Source organism: Myxococcales bacterium (genome assembly GCA_016717005.1).
Classification (GTDB): Bacteria; Myxococcota_A; Polyangia; order Haliangiales; family Haliangiaceae; genus UBA2376.
On sequence record JADJUF010000033.1, the window covers coordinates 1 to 22,312 of the forward strand.

Annotated in this window: 14 protein-coding genes and 2 pseudogenes; 12 read left to right on the forward strand and 4 right to left on the reverse strand. The window is 71.6% G+C overall.

Going from position 1 to position 22,312, the window contains the following annotated elements:
* Nucleotides 1–117: 117 nt before the first annotated feature.
* Entirely contained in the window at nt 118–381 is a 264-nt protein-coding gene (locus tag IPL61_23030; protein ID MBK9034104.1) for a hypothetical protein, read from the forward strand.
* A 2,641-nt stretch (nt 382–3,022) separates the two neighbouring features.
* Entirely contained in the window at nt 3,023–3,238 is a 216-nt protein-coding gene (locus IPL61_23035; GenBank protein MBK9034105.1) for a hypothetical protein, read from the forward strand.
* 193 nt (nt 3,239–3,431) lie between these two features.
* Here IPL61_23035 and IPL61_23040 read toward each other — a convergent pair whose 3' ends face one another.
* The 3 genes from IPL61_23040 to IPL61_23050 all read right to left on the reverse strand — a co-directional run bounded on the left by IPL61_23040 (nt 3,432) and on the right by IPL61_23050 (nt 4,622).
* Nucleotides 3,432–3,752: a hypothetical protein gene (locus IPL61_23040; protein ID MBK9034106.1), complete on the reverse strand. Its 321-nt coding sequence runs from the start codon at nt 3,750–3,752 to the stop codon at nt 3,432–3,434.
* 267 nt (nt 3,753–4,019) lie between these two features.
* Nucleotides 4,020–4,241 (reverse strand): hypothetical protein, encoded by a 222-nt coding sequence (locus tag IPL61_23045; GenBank protein ID MBK9034107.1) that lies wholly within the window; start codon nt 4,239–4,241, stop codon nt 4,020–4,022.
* A 174-nt stretch (nt 4,242–4,415) separates the two neighbouring features.
* Nucleotides 4,416–4,622 (reverse strand): hypothetical protein, encoded by a 207-nt coding sequence (locus tag IPL61_23050; protein MBK9034108.1) that lies wholly within the window; start codon nt 4,620–4,622, stop codon nt 4,416–4,418.
* 607 nt (nt 4,623–5,229) lie between these two features.
* On the opposite strand from IPL61_23050, the gene IPL61_23055 reads away from it, so the two are divergent.
* From IPL61_23055 to IPL61_23090, 8 genes and pseudogenes are all read left to right on the forward strand, one after another.
* Nucleotides 5,230–6,447, forward strand: coding sequence for a metallophosphoesterase (locus tag IPL61_23055; GenBank protein MBK9034109.1), 1,218 nt, complete (start codon nt 5,230–5,232; stop codon nt 6,445–6,447).
* On the forward strand, nt 6,447–7,445 hold the full coding sequence (locus tag IPL61_23060; GenBank protein MBK9034110.1) for a hypothetical protein: 999 nt from the start codon (nt 6,447–6,449) through the stop codon (nt 7,443–7,445). Before IPL61_23055 ends, IPL61_23060 begins: the two co-directional genes overlap by 1 nt.
* Before the next feature lie 103 nt (nt 7,446–7,548).
* A complete protein-coding gene (locus tag IPL61_23065) occupies nt 7,549–8,496 on the forward strand; it encodes a hypothetical protein (protein ID MBK9034111.1) in 948 nt (315 codons plus the stop codon).
* Nucleotides 8,497–10,201: 1,705 nt separating this feature from the next.
* Entirely contained in the window at nt 10,202–12,334 is a 2,133-nt protein-coding gene (locus IPL61_23070) for a hypothetical protein (GenBank protein MBK9034112.1), read from the forward strand.
* The gene (locus tag IPL61_23075) at nt 12,285–15,785 is read left to right on the forward strand and encodes a hypothetical protein (protein MBK9034113.1); all 3,501 of its coding nucleotides are present in this window, start codon (nt 12,285–12,287) and stop codon (nt 15,783–15,785) included. The genes IPL61_23070 and IPL61_23075 overlap by 50 nt, the downstream gene beginning before the upstream one ends.
* Nucleotides 15,786–16,030: 245 nt before the next feature.
* Nucleotides 16,031–16,744, forward strand: a pseudogene (locus IPL61_23080) (hypothetical protein).
* Between the two features lie 25 nt (nt 16,745–16,769).
* A pseudogene (locus IPL61_23085) lies at nt 16,770–17,156 on the forward strand (VCBS repeat-containing protein).
* 316 nt (nt 17,157–17,472) lie between these two features.
* Nucleotides 17,473–18,567, forward strand: a complete 1,095-nt coding sequence (locus IPL61_23090; GenBank protein ID MBK9034114.1) for a hypothetical protein — start codon at nt 17,473–17,475, stop codon at nt 18,565–18,567.
* Here the strand turns inward: IPL61_23090 and IPL61_23095 are convergent.
* A complete protein-coding gene (locus tag IPL61_23095; protein ID MBK9034115.1) occupies nt 18,536–18,715 on the reverse strand; it encodes a hypothetical protein in 180 nt (59 codons plus the stop codon). The two genes, IPL61_23090 and IPL61_23095, sit on opposite strands and share 32 nt — an antisense overlap.
* A gap of 42 nt (nt 18,716–18,757) precedes the next feature.
* On the opposite strand from IPL61_23095, the gene IPL61_23100 reads away from it, so the two are divergent.
* Nucleotides 18,758–21,568 (forward strand): RHS repeat protein, encoded by a 2,811-nt coding sequence (locus tag IPL61_23100; GenBank protein ID MBK9034116.1) that lies wholly within the window; start codon nt 18,758–18,760, stop codon nt 21,566–21,568.
* Nucleotides 21,565–22,312, forward strand: a 748-nt coding sequence (locus IPL61_23105; GenBank protein ID MBK9034117.1) for an RHS repeat-associated core domain-containing protein, incomplete at its 3' end; no start/stop codon positions are given. The genes IPL61_23100 and IPL61_23105, both read left to right, overlap by 4 nt.

Below are 22,312 nucleotides of genomic sequence, written 5' to 3' on the forward strand. Positions count from 1 at the left end.
GCATCAAGCAGTGAGGTCGACATGACAGTCGTGCAATGTGACAAGCACGGAATTCAAACGCCCGCCGTGCACTGTGCTAGCGTGGGAGTCGCACTTGACAGGAGCGAGCAGATCCCGGTGAAGATGATCGTTGATCGGTTGAGCGACGGCGTGCTCCTGTGTCCTTCGTGTCTGCTCACCTGGGAGGCCGCGACGATCGAGGCGTCGGAGCGCAGGGATGGCGATGAGCTTTCCTTCGAAGGAGCACTTGAGATCACATGCTCGACGTGCTTCGATGAGTGGCTTCAAGCGACCAGTGGCGTGTCGCTCGAGTTCCTTCACATGGCCGCCAAGGACACCGCAAAGACCATCGACGGCGCCGGAGCGCCACGACCTGCATAGCTGGGTCCAGACAGGGCTCGGACCGGCGTCGGCTGCAGCGTCACGCGCAGCGGCGTCGGGCTGGCGGCTCTGTCTGGCCGGGGGGCCGACGTCGGGCGGGCGGGGTGGTTGGCGGGGCCCCTTCGTGCTCGTAGCCACAATGCAGACGTGATGGTATCGAGGTTGCCATGACCGATCGGCTTGACGAGGTTGCCATGACCGATCGGCTTGACGACATTCGGAAATACGCGGCCGGGCTGGCGTTGTCTGAGTTGACAACCAGGGAATTGCAGCTCGGTGGCGTGCCGCGACTCCTGCTGGAGCGAGTCTTGCCGAGTGGTAGAGTGCGGCGTCTCACTTGTCCATTAGGTCGGGGATGCGGCAGCGTTGCCCAGAGGACAGGTACGCCATTTCGGGCGGGGGCGTGGCGGCGACCTGCCGGACCAGTTGAGGGGAAACACTGGGGAGGGGCCGAGCACGTGCAAGACGATCGTCCGTCTGGCTTGCGTGGTTCGTTTGAGAGCTGGAACAATCTCCCACGGAATTGACTCAGCGCCTGGGTGCCCGTCAAGTGCCAGGGCGTTCGCGCTCATCTTGAGGACCAATGCGATGTCGAACGTACGCCCGGCCCGAATCAGGTTCTTGCTCCCGTCGGAAGGTGGGCGCGCCACATCCGCCATGAGCGGTGTTCGCCCGCAGTTGAAGCTCGGAGACGTGCTGACATCCTGCATCGTCATGTCGAACAGCGACACGCAGGTGTTTGAACTGGGTTGCGAAGTACAGGGAGTAACCCTCCGGCTCTCCGTCTTCCCAAGCAGCATGGTCGCCTGGTCAGTTTGGAGACGCCAATCGAGCTATTTGAGGGCTCTCGGCTAGTTGCCCGAGGGGAATTTGTCCCGACATGACGCACGCGGTCTGCCGCAAAGGGAGCGCAGACGCGTCATCGGATCCAGCATTGGCGCGGGAATACCTGCGAGGAATGTTCGGAATCCCGATGCCAAGAAAGATTGATGGAGTAATATGGGGTTGATGATGTGTCCTGTTCATCGAGGTCAGGCGGCTGTGTATTGTTGCAGCCATGTCATGTCCGCCTACCGGCGGAGGCTGCCCATCCCAGTGATTCAGATACCTGGGCGGGATGTGCTTCCGTGGCTGCTCTGTGAGTCTTGCTTTCAGGAGTTCGGCCAGGTATTCAGCGACAGAATCGAGCGAGAGAATCGTGTCTACTACTCTCCTGGTGGGCGTCCGGGTATGGGCGGGGAATGTGTGGAGTGTATTGATGCGTGGCTTGCCGTGATAGGCGAGAGGCAAATTCCCGAAGATCCAAACTACAGAGATCCCGCTGACTGCGAGAAGTCCGGCGACGACACCGAACGCGCGTAACTCGTTGGGGCTCGTTGAGTGGAGGCGGTGGATCGTGATCGGCCTCGACTGAACACATCTGTCGAGCGCGTGTCGCTGCTGACTTGAGCACGCAGGCCGGTCGCGAAGCCGCCGCAGCGGCCGAGTCGGATTCGTTCCATTTGGTATGGTTGCCAAGAAATCGTGATTCGGGGGGTGATTCTATGGAAGCAGAGAAGCGTCGGACCGAGGCCGCCTACGCGGACCTCGACGTGCTCTCGAAGTCGCCTGGCGTAACGATTCGTCGTGCGGTCGAGGCCGGAACGGAACGAATCTACAGCGAAAGCGCACGATGGGCGATGGGGGAGTGCGCTATGATCGTGTGAACTGGGCTGGAGACGCAGAGCATGGCGGCGTGTCCGAGTGCTACTCAGTGCGCGGCGGCCTCGTCGGAACGCCAGAATCGGGTCGCGACTTCGATGGGGGAACCTATGGTACCTTGCCGGCGATAGTCGAATTCGCGAGGAAATGGATTGTGGTCGGAATTGATGAATCTCAATGGGCAGCGCTCGCAATCGCGGTCCCGTCGTCGATCGGGGTCACGCGGGAGTAGCTCAAGGCCACCCGTCGATCGGGGTCACGCGGGAGTAGCTCAACGTCAACGGGTGCGGCGCTTCTGGAGCGATCGTGGACGTGTCAAGCGAAAAGCAAATTCCCGAAGATCCAAACTACACTGTGCCCGGGCCCCGCTGACAGCGAGAGTTCGGGGCGTCGAAAACGCGCGTGGTTCGCTGGCTCTCGGGTGTTCAATCCACGTGATGCATGAACTGCAGGGTGCGCTCGAGGCAATCGCCGCGGGGACCTCTTTCAGGCTCAGATTCAGAACGCGGAATGGCCTGGCATACTCAAGAAGAGTGGGATGGAATCGCTGGACGGTACGAAAGGCACCCCCTGGTGGAGCCCATGCTTGTCGCCGTGGCGGCGTTGCGTGGAGCTGACTCTTGTTCTGATGTGGGCTCGACAATCTCTCATCTCGCACTCGTCCTGCGGCTGTCGGGAATAGCGACCGGCGTGTGCATCGTCGAGGATGGGTCGGGTCGCTTCACTCTCATGGATGTTGGCCCGGGCTGGAAACGGCCAACCACGCGACGGAGCCGCCAGCCGAGCGCGTTCGGGCAAGGCCAACGCGGCGGGCGGGCGCTGGCCGCGCGGCGGTGGTGATGGCGCCGCAGGTGGCCAAGCCGCTGGGGCGGCAATGATGAGCACGCACAATCGTCTGCGCGCCGAGGTGGTTTGTCCAGGTTGCAGCGCCATCTCCCCGATGGAGATTGAACTCTTCTTTGGCCTGGGGAACTTGCTCGAGTACAAGATCGGCGATGAGATACAGTGGCTGCCGCGAAAGGAGCCCCAGAATGGGGGGCGTCCAGACGGCGGCGATCTCGATGGGGACGCCTATGCTGTTTGCCCAACGTGTGGCGCTGAACTGAACCTCGTTGCGAGGGTTCGCAATGATGTGCTGGTCGGCGTCGAAGCCTGACTGCCGACGGCCGCCTGTTCTCGTTCGACTGGGTCCACTCGGATCCTGTCGTCGCGCTCGACGAGGTCGTCCCTTGCGGGCGACCGGGCTCAGAACCGTGTCGCAACGCATCGGATCGCAGAGCGAGCGGCCAGGCCGCGTCGCACTTGCGCGTGCCGCGTCGCCGAGGTAGCCGCCAGCGGCGGCTGGCGGCTTACCCAGCGACGCCGGCGCTGCCGTGCCAGGTGGCCAACGCGGCGCGGAGGTCACGGCCGCGCGCGAAGCTGCGCGCCTCGATGAGGTCGACGGCTGCGGCGGCGCGGTCCCATTCGTCGGGTGAGGCGACGGCGGCCAGCTTGGTGAGGTCGTCCCGGTCGCGGGGTCGGTGGGCGTCGTCGAGCGAGATGAGCTTCATGGCGATCAGGTGACCGACCCGGGCGACCGGCGCGACGACGCCTTCGCTGACCTCGACCGGCTCGGCGGCCGCGACGATCTCGGCCTCGATGCCGGAGGCGGCGAACAGCAGGTCGACCATCGGCCCGCGCCCCCGAACCGTAGGCGCGCAGTCGAGAGTCGGCCCTGGGCGACTTGCTCGATCGCCGCGCCGACCTGATAGCCAGCCTGACGCAGCCGCCAGACGTAGGCTTCGGCGGCGGCATCGTCAGCGACGGCGACGGCGAAGTCGAGGTCGCGCGTGAACCGCGGCTCGGTACGGGTCGAGACCGCGATCCCGCAACCAGCGCCACCTCGACTTCGCTGGGCCTGGCGGCGAGGAACGCGCGGAGCGCGATGGCCAGCGCGCTCATCGACGGAGCGGGCTCGTCGCCTGACCCGTCGGCGCATCGCTCGCGCTGGCAGGCTCGGGCGCGTGGCGGATGAGCCACGCGTCGAGGCGCCGGGCGAGCTGCTCGGGCGACTCCTCGGGGTGCTCGCGCCGCAGCCGGGCGGCCATCATCGAGACGCCGAAGTCGAAGAGGTCGAGGGCCTCCTGGAGTCGGTCGCTGGGGCTGCCTTCCACGCGCACGTCATGATCTTGTCGGGCGCGCCGGCAATGTCAACCGCGTCGATCGCGAGCGGACCGGACCAGGGGGCGTTCGAGGACGGCGGCGGCGGCACCGCCAGCGCAGGCGAAGCGCGAGATCGAGGACCTCCAGGTCGATCCTCGCCGGCCTCGGCATCGTCGTCGTGCAGGTGGGCGTCAGGCCGGCCTCGAGGCACCATCACCGTCCGCCGTGATCGCCACGCTGGTGTACGCGTAGGCGATCGCGGCGTGCGCGAGGCCGGCGCCGTCGGCGGGGAGCACTGTCAGCGTCACGCCGTCCGCGTCCCTGCGCGCGGTGCTCCACTCGGCGACGAGGACCGCCAAGAGGCCGCCGCCGCTTGCGGCCAGCTGGACCCGATGCACCTCACCCGATCGTCAGGGGGGGCACCTCACCCGATCGTCAGGGCAGGCACCTCACCCCCATCGTCAGGGCGCACCCATCGCGCACCCCACCGATCGTCAGGGGCGCACCTCACCCGATCGTCAGGCGGCACGTCACCGATCGTCAGGGGCAGGCGCCTTAGCCGATCGTCAGGCGGCGACCGCAGTTGAAGCACGCACGGTGCGGCGGGCGCGGGCGGGACGGCCAGGCGGGGACCCAGGCTTCAGCGCCGACACCACGTCCCGAGATCGATCCCGGGGCCCAATCCGACTTGACAACAACGGGTCGGTCCAGTTATTCGAAATAGGAGGCGGAGACGGATTGTTCATGGAATCGTAGCGCGGAGCGGCGATGGATGGTCTTGATGGGATGAAATGTGGACTCCTATTTGTCTGTTGGTCGAACCAGTGTGTCGGAGATCACATCCCTCGCAATCGGCACAAAAGGGACGCAACCACGGACGCAGGCGGTCGATAGCAGGGGCGCGAACCAGGCGGGCACGGTGCCCGCGACTGGCTTCGCGAAGGAGGCGCGCGTGGAGACGAACACAGCGGTGAGGATGGCGGCCAGGACTCCGGCGCCAGCCGTGTGGATGCCGGAGACGTCGGGTCGGTCGCGGTCCTGTCGGATCTGCACCTGGGCGCGTTCGGCTTCGTGGGCCGCGGCGCCAGCGTGCTCGATGTCCAGGACGGGCGCGATCCGATGGCGCCGGGCGGACCGTTCGAGCGGTTCCTGCGCGCGCAGGTCGGGCGCCACGACGCGGTCATCTTGCTCGGCGACATCCTGGAGCTGGCGCTGGCCACCTACGATCAGACGTCCCCGCGCGCGGCCCGCATGGTGTCGCTCTTGCGCGAGCACTGCACCGACACGGTCTACTTCGTGCCGGGCAACCACGACCACTACGCGTGGACGCTCGTCCAGGACGCTAGCGCGGTGACCAAGCGCTTCCCGCACTTCACGGCGAACTACTTCCCGACGCAGCAGATCGGCCAGTACAGCGACACGTTCCTGCGCACGATCGGGATCGACCACGTCGTCTATCCGACCTTGGCCTGGCGCCCGCCGCGCGGCGACGCGCACAGCTACCTGTTCCACCACGGGCACTTCTGCTCCGAGACCTACACGCTGGTCTCGAGCTTCTACCGCGATCTGTTCGACGGTCAGGTCACGCACCTCGCGCAGCTCGAGGGCCTGAACGCCGGCTGGCTCAACCTGATCTGGTACCACCTGGGCCAGGCCGGCATCGGCGTCGGCGCCAACGGGCTGGTCGAGCGCGTCTACGAGGAGCTGCGCGCGACCGGGACGTCCCCGGCCGTCGAGCGCGCGGTCGAGCGCTTGTATCGCCTCAAGCTGGCGGCGCCGGTCCGCGCGGCGCTGCGGCGCTTCGCTGACGAGGCGTGGTGGCTGACGACCGGCGCGGCCGACTGGCTGGCGAGCCGCATCGACGCGGTCATGCCGCAGTGGCTGACCAAGGCGGTGCTGGCCTACGCCGAGCACGAGGACCGCAGCGGCGGGCGCGGCGCCTCGGTCGACCGCGGGCGCGCGCTCGACGCCACGCTCGTCGCTCACGCCGACGAGCTGGTCAAGATGGTCGCCGCGACAGAGCCCCGGCTGGTGCCGGGCGCGACGACGCTGGTGTTCGGCCACACCCACGTGCAGGGCCAGGCCGCGAGCGCCACCGCGCGCTACCTCAACACCGGCGGCTGGGTGACCAGCCCCAGCGGCGGCTGGCCCGACGCGTACGTGCTGTCCATCGACGCGGCGGCGACGCCGCGATTTGTCCACTACGACGGAGGGAGGGTCTGATGTCGCGCGCGCGTGCGATCGTGTGGAACCGTGGCTACGCCGGCAAGCTGGGCTGGACGCCCGACGAGCTCGGCGCCGAGGCCTTCGACGCCGCGCTGGTGCAGCGCATCGAGGCGGTGCAGCGGCAGCTCGGCGTCGAGGTCGACGGCCTGTTCGGGCCCGCCAGCTACGCGGCGTGGCTGGCGCAGCGCGCGGTCGAGCTGACCTCAGCGCTCGCGACCGCCGTCGGCGGCGACGCGCTCGCGGTGGCCGGCCAGGTCGCGCTCGCCACGGCCAAGGCGCTGTGGCTGCGGACCGTCGTCGATCCGCCCGACGCCAGCGAGCGCTACGCCGCGTCGCGCGCGGTGGTCGACGCGCTGATCCGCTCGGACGACGGCCTGGGCTGGTCGTGGGAGAACCCGTACCGTCGCAACGGCGACTACGCGTGGTGCGGCTCGCTCGCGGCCTGGGGTTGGCGCGCCGCGGGCGTGCCGGTGGCGCTGCGCCGGCGCTACTTCGCGTCGACCTACCGCCTCGATCGCTACGCGCGCTACCGCGCCACCGGCGACGAGGCCCCGCCGCACCCGCCGCCGGACGCGCGCCGACTGCTGGTCGAGCTCGACGAGGACGCCGGCCCCGCCGACGCGATCCTCCACGACGGCTCCGAGCCGCGCGCCGGCGACATCCTGCTCGTCGGCGGCGAGCGCACCGGCTACGGCAAGCACATCTGCCTGGTCGAGTCCTACGACGTCGCGACCGGGCTGTTCACCACCATCGAGGGCAACGGCACCGGCGCCAGCCCGCGCGGCGGCCGCATCCACGGCATCGTCCGGACCCAGCGCCCGGTCGGCCTCGGCCGCGACGAGCCGCGCACGCGCTACCACGCCCGCCGGCTGATCCGGCCGTCGGTCCACGATCTGCTGATCGCCGGGCGCGCCGTCGGCGTGTCGGCGCCGGGCGACGCGGTGCTGCGAGGTGGCCCCGCTGGCGGTGCCGGCATCGCGATCGCGGTGCCGTGATGACGACGACTGTACTCATCCATTGCTGGTTTCTCGACGACGCGTCCTCGCGCGGGCTCGCCGATCGATCCACGACTGACCTGCGCGAACTGGGAGCTTGACGATGTCCACGACGTTCACGACCCTGAAGGCATATCTTGGGCTGACCTTCGCCGAGCTGGCGGTGCAGGACGCCGCGCTCAGCAGCGAGCTCACCACCGAGCTCGCCCTGCGCGAGGTCAACTACGACACTCCCGAGCCCATCGGCACGGTCCCGATGGTCCGCCAGCTCATCGAGGAGACGCGCCTCGAGGAGGTGATCGGCCTCGCGGGGGTGTCCGAGGCGGCCCAGACCGCGCTCCGGGCGTACGTCTCGCCGGAAGCGATCGACGACGGCGTGCTGCAGCTGCACGTCAGCAAGACCGAGATCACCGCCGCCGAGGCCACCTCGATGGGGAGAATGCTCGAGCGCTACTTCGTGTGCGAGGACTCTGTCGAACTCGTCGGGGCGCTCGACAAGGACGGCGACAACGTGGCGATGGCGGAGCGGTCGGCGGCGTACTGGCTGGACACGCTGTCTGGCGTGACCCTCCCGGACGGGACCAAGCTTGAGGCGGTCGCCGAGGTGATCGCCCGCCGCCTGGAGGTGCTCTACCCAGGCGCGGCCGTGCGCGGACGGATCCCGCCGGTCGTCGAGACCGTGCAGAAGGCCGCGCTCGACGCGCTGGTGGTCCTCGAGGCGCGCAACCCGCGGCGCTTCGACGGGACGTTCGCCGACCTGGACGTCAAGGACGCGCCGTCCGAGGACCTCCCGATGCTGCAGGCGCACTGGGGCGAGCTCATGAAGATGGTGCGCGGCTGTCCGGGCCTGGGGCTCGAGCAGGTGTTCGACGACCTCGGCCTGACGACCGGCCAGCGCTACGCCGCGATGGCGGCGCGGATCGGGCGGTTCATCGCGGCGATCACGAGCGCGTCGGGCCCGTCGTCGCGTTTCGACGCGCTGGCGCTGGACCTTTCCCGGACAGCACGGCCTGGACGCGGTTCAACATCACCACCTTCTCCGAGCCCGTGAAGGCGACCATCCGCGCCTACCAGCGGATGCGCGTCGTCGGCAAGAACCTCGACGTCGCCGCGACGCTCCTCGCGGCCGGCTACGCATCGGCGCTGGCGGTCGCCCGGGCCCGCGTGTCAGACATCCAGGCGCTGCCGGGCCTGAGCGGCAGCAAGGGCGAGCAGGTGTGGGAGACCGCGCGCCAGCTCAGCACCGACGCGGCGCTCTTCGTCGCCGGCATCTCCGACCAGATCGGGGGCGCCCTCGATCCGCTGCCGACCCGGCCGCCGCCGAGCGTGGGCCAGTCGTTCGCCACGCTCGAGGGCTACGCCGATCTGTTCGGCAACCAGTCGTACTGCGACTGCGCGCACTGCGCGTCGATCCTCGGGCCGGCGGCCTACTTCGTCGACCTGATGGACTTCGTCAAGCGCGAGGTCGGCGCGCAGGTGCCGGTCGGCAACGCGCTCGCGCTCAAGACCCGCCGGCCCGATCTGTGGACGTTCCCGCTCACCTGCAGCGCGACGAACGATCTGGTGCCGACGCTGGCGATCGTCAACGAGGTGCTCGAGAACGCCATCGCCTCGCGCACCGGCTACGCGAGCGCCTTCGACGACCGCCTCGCGGTCGAGGGCCACGTCTACCAGAGCGCCGCCGGGCTGCCGGGCCGCACGGCCTCGTTCGCCCAGCCGTTCGCGCTGGGGCTGGCGCAGACCTCGGCGCAACTGACGGCCTTCGGCGTCGACCGGCCGGCGCTGGCGGAGGCGGTCGGCGCCACCGAGGCGCACGGTCGCCGCGTGCGCCTGGGCATCAGCACCGCGGTCGAGGCGCTGATCACCACGGCGCGGACCAGCTTCAGCTCGCTGTCCGAGGTGTACGGCATCGCGTTGTCCGGAACGCCCGCAGCGGAGGTGGACGCCACGGTGCTCGCCCCGGCGATGAGCCTCGACCGGGCCGGCCTGGGCACGGTCGTGAAGGCGTGGTTCGTCCAGCAGGGCGGCTCGGCGCCGCACATCGACGCGACGAAGCGCGACAACAACAGCGTCCAGAACGACATCGAGCAGGTGCGGGACCTCACCATCGACGCGCTCGATCGCATGCACCGCCTGACCCGCCTGACCCGGGCCGTCGGTCTGCCGATGGCGCAGGTCGATCGCCTGCTGCGTGTCCAGGTCGACGCCGACCTCGACTCGGTCGAGTTCTTCGCCGACCTGCGCTCGCTCGCCGCGCGCTTCGGCGCCGCGCTCACCGACGACGACGCCGCGGCCCTGGCGGGGCCGCTCGACGACGCGGGCCTGGCGCGCTTCAATCGCGGCGTGCGCGACCCGGGCGCGGCCTGGCCCAGCGTCGCCGCGCCGATCGAACACTTCGTCCACCCCGGCCTGGTCTCGACCGGCGTGGCCGCGGGCGGCGGCGCTGCCGTGCGTCTGGCGGCCGCCCTCGGCCTGTCGGACAGCGCGACCCTGGCCCTCATCCGCTACCTGGCGCCGAGCCTGGCCCAGGAGGCCACCAACGGCTTCGATCCCGACGCCGCCGACGAGGCCGCGCGGTACTTCGTGCTGACGTGGCCGGCGCGCGGGCGGCGGTCGCGGCCTTCGACGCCTGGCGCGCCAGCGGTCGGTCGCTCGACGTCCTGGTCGCCGCCACCGGCGGCACGCCGCGCAACCCCCGGACGCTGCTCGACACGGACGCGGTCGCGGCTGCGATCCGCGCGAGCGCGGCGACGGCGATGGTCGTCGAGGACTCGATCTTCGCCGCCGCCCTCGGCATGTCCGAGGCCGACTCGCTGGCGGTGCTCACCGCGAACGCGAGCCTGTTCCAGTTCCCGTCCGCCGGCCGAATGGTCGCCGACGCCGTGGATCTGCCGACCACGGTCGTCACCGTGCCGGCCGGACTCCAGGTCGTCGTCGGCGGGATCCGCCGCCTCGACCTGACGGCGGACGACTTCGTCGACGTGCTCGCGCCGCACACCGCCCGGGGCCAGCTCGTCCGCGGGCTGGCGACCGCGAGCGGGCGGGACGACGACGAAGTGCGCCAACTCGTGCGCCTGGCCGGCGTCGCCATCGACAGCGCCGTCGCCTCGTCGATCCGCGACGTGACCAGCGGCGCCCAGCTCGAGACGGTGATCGCCGCGGTGTCCCGCGTCGACGTCGCCACCCGCGGCTGGTCCGCCGCCGGCCTGGCGGCGCTGGCCGACGTACCCGCGGTCTTCGGTGCCGGGGCCTGGCCGATCCTCAGCCCCGCGACCCCGGACCTGCCGCGGTTCACGTTCGCCCAGGCCACGGCGCTCGGTCGCGCGGCGGCGCGGGGCACGGCCCCGGATCGCCAGGACGCCCTCGTCGCGCTGGCGTTCTACTTCGACCCGGCCGCGGCCACGTTCGCGCCCGAGGCCGACGCCGCGCTGGCCGAGTTTCTCGGCACCACGCCCGCCACGATCGCTGGCCTGCGCGGCACCGCGGCGCTCCCGCCCGGCCTGATCGCCGCCCTCGACCGCCTCGCGGCGCTGGTGCGCATCGCCGATCGCCTCGGCGTCGACGGCGGCGCGGTGAAGGGCCTGGTGTCCGATCTCGACAGCGAGCGCACGGCGGCCGCGGCGGCGGTCGAGCACGCGGCCGAGCTGCGCGCCGAGCGCGACCCCGCCGAGGCCACCCGGCTCAGCGACGCCCGGGCGGTGCTGCGCGAGCAGCAGCGCGACGCCCTGGTCGACTTCTTGTTGCACCCGGTGCTGCAGACGCCGCCGGTCGCGCCCGAGTTCAAGAATCGCCTCGACCTCTCGAGCTACCTGCTCATCGACGTCGACGCCGGCGGCTGCGCCACCACCTCGCGGGTCGTCGCCGCCACCAACGCGGTCCAGGAGTACGTCACGCGCATCACGCTCGGCCTCGAGCGCAACGACGTCCCGCTCGGCGCGCCCGGGCGCGTCGCGGTCACCATGTCCGACGCCGGCACCCGGAGCTGGGAGTGGCGCCGCGCCTACCGGGTCTGGGAGGCCAACCGCAAGGTCTTCCTGTGGCCCGAGAACTACCTCGAGCCCAGCCTGCGGGACAACAAGACCCACCTGTTCACCCAGCTCGAGGACGCGCTCGGGCAGAGCGACCTCGACGAGGCCAGTATCCTGACGGCCTACGCCACGTACCTCCAGGGCCTCGACGAGCTGGCCAGCCTGAAGGTGGCCGGCGCGTACCACGACGTCGGGACCGACAGCGACGTGCTGCACCTGATCGGCGTGACGCCGCGCGACCCGGCGACGTTCTACTACCGGAGCGTCACGGACATCGCGAGCAGCCTCGCCGCGCCCGAGAAGTCGACGATCTGGGGCAACTGGCAGAAGCTCGACCTGTCGATCCCGACGCGGTTCGTGTCGCCGGTGGTCTACCAGGGGCGGCTGAGCCTGCTGTGGACGGACGTCAAGACGCGGCCTGTCCAGAAGCTTGAGGCGGGGGACATGAAGTTCCTGGGATACCAGCACGCACTGTCACTGACGATGGCAGGGCTTCAGCCAGATGGTCGTTGGTCACCGGGGCAGGACGTGGCGATCTCAATGCCTGTGCACATGCACTTGTTCTCGCCGACAGTTGGGGTAGTCCAGGATCCGGTGACCAACGGCGCGGCGTTCTTCGATGCTCCTTCGACCGTCCATGAAGCGCCACTGGACGGTTATACGATCCGCGGACCGTCGTGGGGTGTGTGGCCAATCGTGACGAATCAGGGAGTCTCCCTCAGGTACAGAAACTTTCATGGCCAAGGTGAGCTCGACGTGTACCAGCGCAGCCTGACGGGGGCGGCGACCTGGGCGGAGTCGCCTCGGCGAAATGATTGGCGTCGATGGGTTGCGCGTGTGTCTTGGGGTGCCGCTGAGTAGCTTCTTGCCGTCCACGGCGCTCGCGAATCTCCTGATCGAGCGGCAGCGAATCACGCTGTTCGCGAAGGAACTCGACAGTGCCACTCGTGCCACGATCTACAGCAACTCGGAGCCGGTATTCCAGAATGAGATCGCCGCTGCGCATCGGTCTGTCAATGGGCTAGCGGTTGCGGGTGCGCCGGGGGGCGCTTGTCTGGATGTTGGCAGTGATCTACTCTTTCTGCAGCCGGTTCCCTCGGATGACAAGTACCTGGTCAGGCGACTGGGGACGATGGTCACCCGGAGTCTCGGCGAGGCGCTGTTCGTGGGTGGAATCGAAGCGTTGCTCGGCACGGCGCAGCAAATGTCTCTCGCCGAAGCGGAGCTTCCGTTGACCGTGCAAGGAGGGGCAATCGTAGATCGCAGCGACGCTGGCGAGCTCAACTTCCGCGGCTCGTTCGGCACATACCTGCGCGAGCTGTTCTTCCACATCCCGATGCTGATCGCCACGACCCTGGCCGGCCGCGGTCGCCACGCCGACGCTCGGCGCTGGTTCCAGCGCGTGTTTGACCCGACGTCGACCGACACGATCGACACGACGGGCGTCCCGGCGGCCGAGGTGGCCCACCGCCAGCTGGATCGGGTCTGGCGCTTCCGGGAGTTTCGCGGCCGCACCGCCGAGACCGCTCGGGACATCCTCACCGATGGGGCCGCGCTCGCAGCCTACCGCGAGGATCCGTTCAACCCGCACGCGATCGCGCGGCGGCGGCTGTCGGCCTACCAGCGCCACGCGTTCGCGCGCTACGTGGACAACCTGCTCGAGTGGGGCGACCTGCTGTTCGCGCAGTTCACGCGCGAGACCGTGGAGGAGGCGCGGGGGCTGTACCAGCTCGCGGCGCAGCTCCTGGGCCAGCGGCCGGCGCGCCTGGGAGACTGCGACACGGGCTCGGTCAATCCTCGGGACTACGCGACGATCGAGCCCCTCCTGTTCCAGTCCGGGGACCCCATCCGCATCGGGGCCGAGACCGAGGTCATGGCCCTGCGCGCGGTGGTGCCGCCGGCGCCGGTGTCGAACGCGGTGCCATCGATGGGCTCGATGGCTCGCCTCACCCAGGCTCGCCAGCGCGTGCCGTGGATCGCACCCACGACCGCGTCCAAGCCGGTCTCGTTCGGTCGGCAGTGGCTGCGAGGACGAACCGGCGCTTGGGGGCCGTCCAAGTCGGTCGGCGCCGTCGATGGAGATCTCGGGCTGGGCGGACGGGTGGGTGCCCCGGCCCGTGGCTTCACCGACGACACCCTGGCCACCAGCGTGCTCGCACAGCTCGGCCCCATCTTCTGCGTGCCGGTCAACAAGGCGCTCCTGGCCCGCTGGGACCGCGTCGAGGATCGGCTCTGGAAGCTCCACCACTGCCTCGATCTCGAGGGCGTGCGGCGCGACCTCGCGCTGTTCGCTCCGGAGCTCGACCCGATGAGCCGCGTCCAGGCGACCGCCTTGGGGCTCACGCCCGATGATCTGGTCGCCGATGCGGCTCGGGACGTGCCGCCGTACCGCTTCGTCTACCTCATCGAGCGGGCCAAGGGGTTCGCGTCGTCGCTGGCCGGCTTCGGCGGCGCCTTGCTGGGTGCGCTCGAGCGTCGCGACAACGAAGCCCTGTCGCGCTTGCGCCAGGAGCAGGGCCTCGCGCTCGCTCGCCTCACCCGCCGCCAGCGCGAGCTCGACATCGACATGGCGCGCGAGGGTCTCGCTGCGCTGGAGCGGCAGATCCAGTCGGCCGAGTACCGTCGGGAGTACCACGACCGCTTGGTCACCGAGGGGTTGAGCTCGGCAGAGAGCGGTGAGCTTGCGCTCCGACAGACCGCGGCCGAGTTCCGCCTGGGCTCCGTGCAGAGTCACCTGTTCGCGTCCATGGCGCGTAGTCTTCCGGAGATCAACGCCCCCTGGTCGGTGTCATTCGGAGGCGATCACGTCGGGGGTGCGGCCGACTCTGCCGGTAACTGGCTGTCGACTATCGCCGGAGTTCTCGACAGCAACGCTGGCGTGCTCAGTTCCAACGCCAGCTACGCTCGCCGCGACCAGGGCTGGCGCCACCAGCTCCAGCTCACCAAGGACGAGCTGGCCAGCATGGCGCGGCAGCGGCAGGCCGCGGTGCTGCGGGTCAAGGCGGCGGAGCAGTCGCTGGTCGCGTACGACGAGAGCCTGCAGCAGCTCGAGGACGTGCTCGCGTTCGAGCGCGACCGCGTCACCAACCTGGCGCTGCACACGCGCCTGGCCCAGGGGTTGAAGCAGCTGTACCGGCTCGCCTACGGCCACGCGCTAGCCCTGGCGCGGCTCGCCGAGCGCGCGTACCTCTACGAGCGCGGCGACAGCACCGGCGGGCTCTCGGCCGGCTACTGGGACGCCAGCATGGGCGGGCTCCTCGCGGGCGAGCGCCTGCTGTCGGATCTGCAGGGCCTCGATCGGCGCTTCCTCGAGACCCACCACCGCGAGCTGGAGATCGACCAGCCGTTCGCGCTGTCGCAGCTCGACCCGGCGGCGCTGTGGAACCTGCGCCAGAACGGCGTCTGCGAGTTCACGGTCCCCGAGGAGGCGTTCGACGTCACCTATCCGGGGCACTGGAAGCGGCGGCTGCGCGCGGTGCGCCTGACCATCCCGTGCGTCACCGGGCCCTACGTGAACATCGGCGCCACGCTCACGCTCCAGTCCAGCATGGTGCGCGCGACGCCCAGCGGCGGGCTGGCCGCGGTGCCGCTGGCCCACGGCACCACGATCGCGACCAGCACGGCGCAGGCCGACGGCGGCGTGTTCGAGCTGTCGTTCCGCGACGAGCGCTACCTGCCGTTCGAGGGCCAGGGCGCCATCTCGACCTGGAAGCTCGAGCTGCCGAGCACCGTGCGCGCGTTCGACTACGCGTCGATCTCCGACGTGGTGGTCTCGCTCGCGTACAGCGCCAAGCCCGACGCCGCGCGACGCGCCGTGCTGGAGGGCGCCGCGTCGGTCACCGGCTCGCTCCTCAAGCACTACACGAGCACCGCGACCACGCGCATCGTCAGCCTCCGCGAGGAGCTGGGCGCCAGCTTCCTGCGGCTCTTGCGCTCGGCGCCGAACGCGCCGGTCAGCTTCGAGCTCACCGACGACATGCTGGCGCCGGTGTTCCGCGGCCGGGCGACGAACATCCAGAGCGCGCGCATCGCGGTGCGGCTCGCGAAGGGCGTCGCGGGGGTTGGCGGACTCGCATTCCGTCTGGACGGCAGTCTGACCGAGGAACGCCCCACCGGTTCCCCGCCATTCGCCGCGCAACTGGACCTCGGCAACCTGCAGACCGCGGCGGTCGCCGCGGTGGCCGTGCCGACCTGGACCGGCCCGCACACGCTCACGCTCGTCGACGCCGGGACCCTGGCAGGAGACCCCGACGCCCTCGACCCGGCCAAGGTCCAAGACGTGCTCCTGGTCACGACTGTCCAGCTGGCGTGACCTGCGATCAGGCCGATCTAGACGAATCCCCTTGGCACCCGAACCCCAGATGAAGGTAGGCTCCCGATGATGACGGCAGGTGGTGACGCGCCCAGCGTCGCGAAGGTCGAGTACGAGGCGATCGTCGACGAGCACAGCGGCGGCGTGGCCGTACGTGTGCCGGTGCCGACGACGCCGGCGCGGGCGCTGACGCCGCGGCTGGTGCTGTCCGGCGGCGGCGGCGGGGCCTCGGTGGTGGGGCATGGCTGGACCGTTCCGGGATCGCGCCGATCACCGTCGACACCAGCGAGCACCTGCCGCGCTGGGACGGGACCGACGGGGTCGCGCTGGGCGGCGTCGCGCTGGTGCCGTGGCTCGACGCCGCGGGCGCGCCGCGCCGGCGGGTCGACGGCGACTACCAGGTGACCACGCTGCGGCCGCGGTCGGGCTTCGCCCGGGTCCGGGTCGAGCGGTGGACCCACGCCGTCACCGGCGACGTCCACTACCGCAGCCGCGACGAGGCCGACGTGCTGACGATCTACGGCGCGCGTCCGCAGGCCGCGGCGCGCATCGTCGACCCGGCCGACCCGGCGCGGGTCGCGGCGTGGCTGCCCGAGCTGCAGCTCGACGCCGACGGCAACGCGCTGTGGCTCGAGTACGCGCCCGAGGACACGGTCGGCGTCGATCGCACCCAGCCGTGGGAGCCGTGGCGGCCGGTGCGCACGCAGCGCTACCTGACGGCGATCCGCTACGGCAACGTCACGCCGGTCGCGCTGACCGAGGCGATCGTCGCCGGCACGCCGCCGGCGGGCCGCTGGGCGATGCACCTCGTGATCGATCACGGCGATCATGGTGACGCGGTGCCGACGTTCGCGCCGGACCGGCCGTGGCCGGCGCGCGCCGACGCGTTCTCGTCGGCGCGGGACGGGTTCATCGTGCGCACGTACCGGCGGGTGCGGCGGTTCGTGTGCTTCCACGACCTGCCGGCGCTGGGGGGCGGCGCCGGTGCCGGTGTCGGCGCTCGAGCTGGCGTACGACGACGATCCGGCCGGCGCGCGGCTGATCGGGGTGACGCGGGTCGGGTTCGTCGACGGCGCGCGCGCCGAGACCGCGCCGCTGGTGTTCGCGTACGCGGGCGCGGGGCTCGACGAGACGTTCCTGCCGGCGACGACGACGACGGGCCTGACCGCGGCGCGGACGCAGCTGGTCGATCTGTACGGCGAGGGCCTGCCGGGCATCCTCTACCAGGGCGAGCGCGGGTGGCTGTACCAGGCCAACCAGGGCGGCGGACAGTTCGCGGCGCCAGCGGCGGTGGTGGCCGCGCAGCCGAACTTCGAGCGCGGCGTGGCCTTGGCCGACGTCGATCGCGACGGCGACACCGAGCTGGCGGTGACGACGGGGCGCCAGGCCGGGTCGTTCGCGCTCGAGCGCGAGGAGCGGCGCTGGGCGGGGTTCCGGCCGTTCGCGGCGTGGCCCAAGCTCGAGGGCGCGGTCGGGCGCACGTTCTGGGTCGATCTGAACGGCGACGGGCGCAGCGACGCGGTGATCGCGCGGGGCGACGCGCTGGTGTGGTTCCCGTCGGTGACCGGGCCGCTCGACGAGGTCGAGCGCGAGTTCGGCGAGCCGGTGGTGGTGCCGCTGCCGACAGGGGGCGGAGGCGGCGCCGGGGTGCGGGCCCAACCCGCAGCTCGATCTGTTCTTCGCGGACATGACCGGCGACGGCATGCAGGACCTGGTGCGGGTGCGGCGGGGGCAGGTCGAGTACTGGCCGGCGCTGGGCAACGGGCGGTTCGGCGACCGGGTGGTGATGGACGGGGCGCCGGCGGTGCCGACGACGTCGGCGTTCGACAGCGCGCGGGTGCGGCTGGTGGATCTGGACGGCAGCGGCACGGCCGACGTGCTCTACCTCGACGACGGGCGGGTGTGGCACTTCCCGAACCTGGGCGGGCGGCGGCTGGGGGCGCGGCGCGAGGTCGGGCACCTGCCGGCGTTCGACGGGCGCACCGCGGCGATCGCCGATCTGGCGGGCGACGGGCGGCCGGCGCTGCTGTGGTCGGCGCTGTCGCCGACGCGCACGCGGGCGCTGTCGTACCTGCCGCTCACGCCGGCGACGCCGCCGGGCATGCTGATCGCGGTCGACGACGGCTGCGGTCGGCGCACCGAGCTGGCGTGGGGCAACTCGGCGACGCACTACCTGCGCGACGCGTCCGACGGCGTGCCGTGGGAGACGCGGCTGCCGTCGCACCGGCCGGTGGTCGACGCGCGGGTCGAGCTCGACCTGGTCGGCGGGACCTCGGTGACGACGCGGTACCGCTACCGCGACGGGTACTTCGACGGCGCCGGCGGGGCGTTCCGCGGGTTCGGCCGGGTCGAGACGCTCGACGTGCCGCAGACGCTCGGCGACGCCGGGCCCGACGGGCCGGCGTTCGCGCCGCCGCTCTTGACCCGGACCTGGTTCCACCTGGGCACGGCGATGTGGAACCACCACCGGCCGTTCGAGCCGTACACCGGCGATCCGCTCTTGCCGCGGATGGCGCCGCACGTCAGGCGCCGGGTGCGCACCTGCCGCCGGCCGACGCGTCGGCGGCGCTGCGGCTGCTCGCGGGCTCGGTGGTGCGGCGCGAGCGCTGGGCGGTCGACGCCGACGAGGCGCCGGTGGCCGATCCGTTCGACGTCGAGGAGGCCAGCTACCAGCTGGTGCTGTCGCAGCCGCGGCGCGGGGCGCAGCGGCCGGTGTTCGGCGTGGTGCCGCGGGCGCGGCGGGTCGCGACCTACGACGGCGCCGCCGGCGATCCGCGGGTGACCGAGGAGCTGGTGCTGGCCCACGACGCCTGGGGCGCGCCGACGCGCACCGCGCAGGTGGCGTACGCGCGGCGCGGCGCCGTCGACGACGTCGCGCAGGCCCGGACCTGGGTGACGATCACCGACGCGACCCGCGCCGACGTCGACACCGACGCGCAGTTCCTGCTCGGGGCCGAGGTCGAGACCACGCAGTGCGAGCTGGTGGGCGTGGCGCCGGTCGACGGGCAGGTCGCACCCGAGGCCCTGCCCGCGGCGGCGGTCACCGCGGCGCTGGCGACGCCGGCGCCGTTCGAGCAGGCGCTGGATCCAGCGGCGACCGCGCCGGCGGCTCGACGCCTGGCGTGGCAGCGCACCTATTACTGGGATGCCGCGCGCGCCGCGATGGCGCCGCTGGGGGCGGTGGCCCGGCGCCGCGGGTGCACCACGCCGAGGTGGCGTGCCTGACGCCGGGGCTGGTGGCGGCGACGCTCGACACCCGCGTCGACGCCGCGGGCGTGGCGGCGCTGGGCTATGTCCTGGCCGACGGTCACTGGTGGCAGCCGGGGCCGGTGCAGGAGGTGAGCGGGCCGTTCGGGCTGGTCACGCGCACGGTGCGCGGCGACGGCGCGAGCGCGCAGGTCGTCTACGACGCCGACCAGCTGGCGGTGGTCGAGACCATCGACGCGCTCGGGCTGTCGACGACGATGACGATCGACTACCGGGTGCTGGCGCCGGCGCAGACCGAGGATCCGAACGGGACGATCGCGCACGCGCGGTTCGACGGGTTCGGGCGGCTGGGCGCGGGCGGCACCGAGGGCCACGTCGGGACCGACCCGTGGGGGCAGCGGCGCGCTGGGCGCGTGGCAGCCGCCGGTGGGCGCGACGACCGCGTCGGTGCTGGCCGATCCGGCCGGGTTCCTGGGGGGGCGGCGACGGCGACGGGGGTCGATGATCGAGCGTGGGTGCGGGACGGGGCGCCGGTGGCGGAGGTGACGGTGGCGCGGAGCGCGCTGGTGCACGACGGCGCGGGCGTTGGCGACGCGGCGGGGCCGCTGGAGGTGCGCGTGCGGTACCTCGACGGGTTCGGGCGAGTGCTGCAGGAGAAGGTGCGGGTCGAGGCGGGGTTGGCGATCGCGCGGGACGCGGGCGGGGCGGTGATCGTCGACGGGGGCGGGCAGCCGGTGCTGGCGGCGGCGGCGACGCGGTGGCGGGTGTCGGGGCACGTGGTCTATGACGCGAAGGGGCAGCCGGGGCGGGTGTACGAGCCGTACTTCTCGCCGAGCGCGGCGTACGAGAGCGACGCGGTGCTGGAGCGGTTCGGGGTGGCGACGGTGACGAGCTACGACGCGGTGGGGCGGGCGGTGCGGGTCGACCTGCCGAACGGGACGTACGCGACGACGACGCCAGGGGCGTGGGCGACGGTGGCGGCGAGCGCGGGGGACAACGTGCTGGGGTCGACGTACCGGCTGGTGCGCGAGGGCCGACCGGTGGACGACGCGGAGCGCGTGGCGTACGAGCACGCGGCGACGCACGCGGGGACGCCGACGGTGACGCACGTCGACGCGCGCGGCACCGCGTGCGCGGTGGTGGCGGTGGGCGACGCGAGCGCGGCGACGCGGGTCGAGCGGACGGTGACCGACGCGAGCGGGCAGGTGGTGGCGCAGGTGGATCCGCGAGGCCTGACGGCGTTCACGTACGCGCGGGACCTGCGGGGCGGCCGCTGGCGCAGGAGCAGCGTCGACGCGGGGCCGACCTGGGCCCTGGCGGACGCGTACGATCGACCGGTGTGGACCTGGGACGGGCGCGGGTTTGAGATCGAGCGCAGCTTCGATGTCGCGGACCGGCCGGTGGCGACGATCGTGCGCGACGGCGCGGCGCTCGACGCGCAGGTCGAGACGATCAGCTACGGCGATGGCGAGGCGGACCTGGCGGCGGCGCGGGCGGCGAACCGGCTGGGGCGGGCGGTGCGGGTGCGCGACGGGGCGGGCGAGGTGCGGACGGTGGCGTATGATCCAGCGGGCGCCGTGCGGACCACCGAGCGACAGCTGCGCGTCGACCTCGACGACACCCCCGACTGGCGCGGGGCGGTGGCGCTCGAGGGCGAGGTGCTGACGGCGGCGGCGCGGACCGACGCGCTGGGGCGCGGGGTGTGGACGCGGCTGGCCGATGGGACCGAGCGGCGGGATGGGTACCACCCGGGCGGCGAGCTCGCGAGCGTGCGGGTGACGACGCCGGACGGAGCGCTGGTCGACGTGGCGATCGTCGAGGGGCTGGCGCGCGACGCACACGGCCGCGTGGCGGCGGCGACCCTGGGCAACGGCGTGGGCCAGACGTGGGCGTACGATCCGGCGAGCGGGCGGCTGGTCGCGCAGGACGCGACGCGCGCGGGCCAGGCGCTGCAGGGCCTGCGGTTCACCTACGACGCCGACGGTCGGGTGACGCGGGCGCTCGACCTGGCGCAGGAGGGCGCGGCGGCGCTGGTGCCGGCGGCGGTGAGCGCGCGGCGCGACTTCCGGTACGACGCGCACGGACGGCTGGTCGAGGCGACCGGGCGCGTGCACCAGGCGCTCTTGCCGCACGACTACATCCCCGGCACCGCCGGGACCATCGGCGGCGCGCGGCACCTGTCGCTCAACAACGGCGCCGCGCTCGAGCGCTACACGCAGCTGTTCACCTACGACCCGTCGGGCAACCTGACGCGGATGCAGCACGCCGGCGCGACCGCGAGCTGGTCGACCGACTACTGGGTCGCGAGCAGCTCGAACCGCTCGACCGCGGCGCTCGATCTCAATGGAGTGCCGGTCGTGGACCCGGCGGCGATGTTCGACGCCGCGGGCAACATGGTCGCGCTGGCGCACCTGCGCCGGATGGCCTGGAGCTGGCGCGGCTGCCTGACCGAGGCCGTGACCGTCGAGCGCGCCGGCGGGCCGGTCGACGACGGCGAGCGCTACGCGTACGGCGCGGACCGGGTGCGGGTCAGCAAGGTCGCGACGCGGCTGGTCGTCGGTGGGACGGACCCGTGATCGAGACCCGCGAGGTGCTGTACCTCGACGGCGGGCAGGAGCGCGTGCGGGTGCGGCGCGGTGCGACCATCGTGCTCGAGCGCTGGACCACGCACGTCGCCGACGGCGAGCGCCGGGTCGCGGTCGTCGACCGGCACGTCGTGGACACGCTCGCGGCGGAGGTGGACGCCATCGGCCCCGCCCGCGTGCGCTACCACCTGACGACGCCGCAGGGCTCGACCGCGCTCGAGCTCGACGCCGCCGGCGCGCTGATCTCGTACGAGGAGTACCTGCCCCACGGCGGCAGCGCGTTCATCGCCGGCGACGACGTCCGCGAGGTCGCCCGCCGCGACGTCAGGTACGCCGGCAAGGAGCGCGACCGCGCCACCGGCCTGGACGCCTACCCGCAGCGGTACTACGCGCCGTGGCTGGGCCGGTGGCTGTCGTGCGATCCGATCGGCCCCAAGGACGGCCTGAATCTGTACGCATTCGTCGGTGGCGATCGATCGGATGGTGGATCCGGAGGGACGGATCGGCGCGTTGCGGACGAGCGCAGGCCAGGTCATCCAGCGGCGCAGAGGCGCAGACGAAGCGGCATGTTCAGCCACCAGCCACCCAAGCACGCCACATGGGGCGGGCCGCCGCAGGGCCAACGGAGACAGACTCAGCGCCCTCGAACTTGCGGGACCGCACGACTACTCAGCCACCCCTGGATCGACGCTGTTCGTCCCCTCTGCGGGCCGCCCCGCCGAAATCTGACGGCGT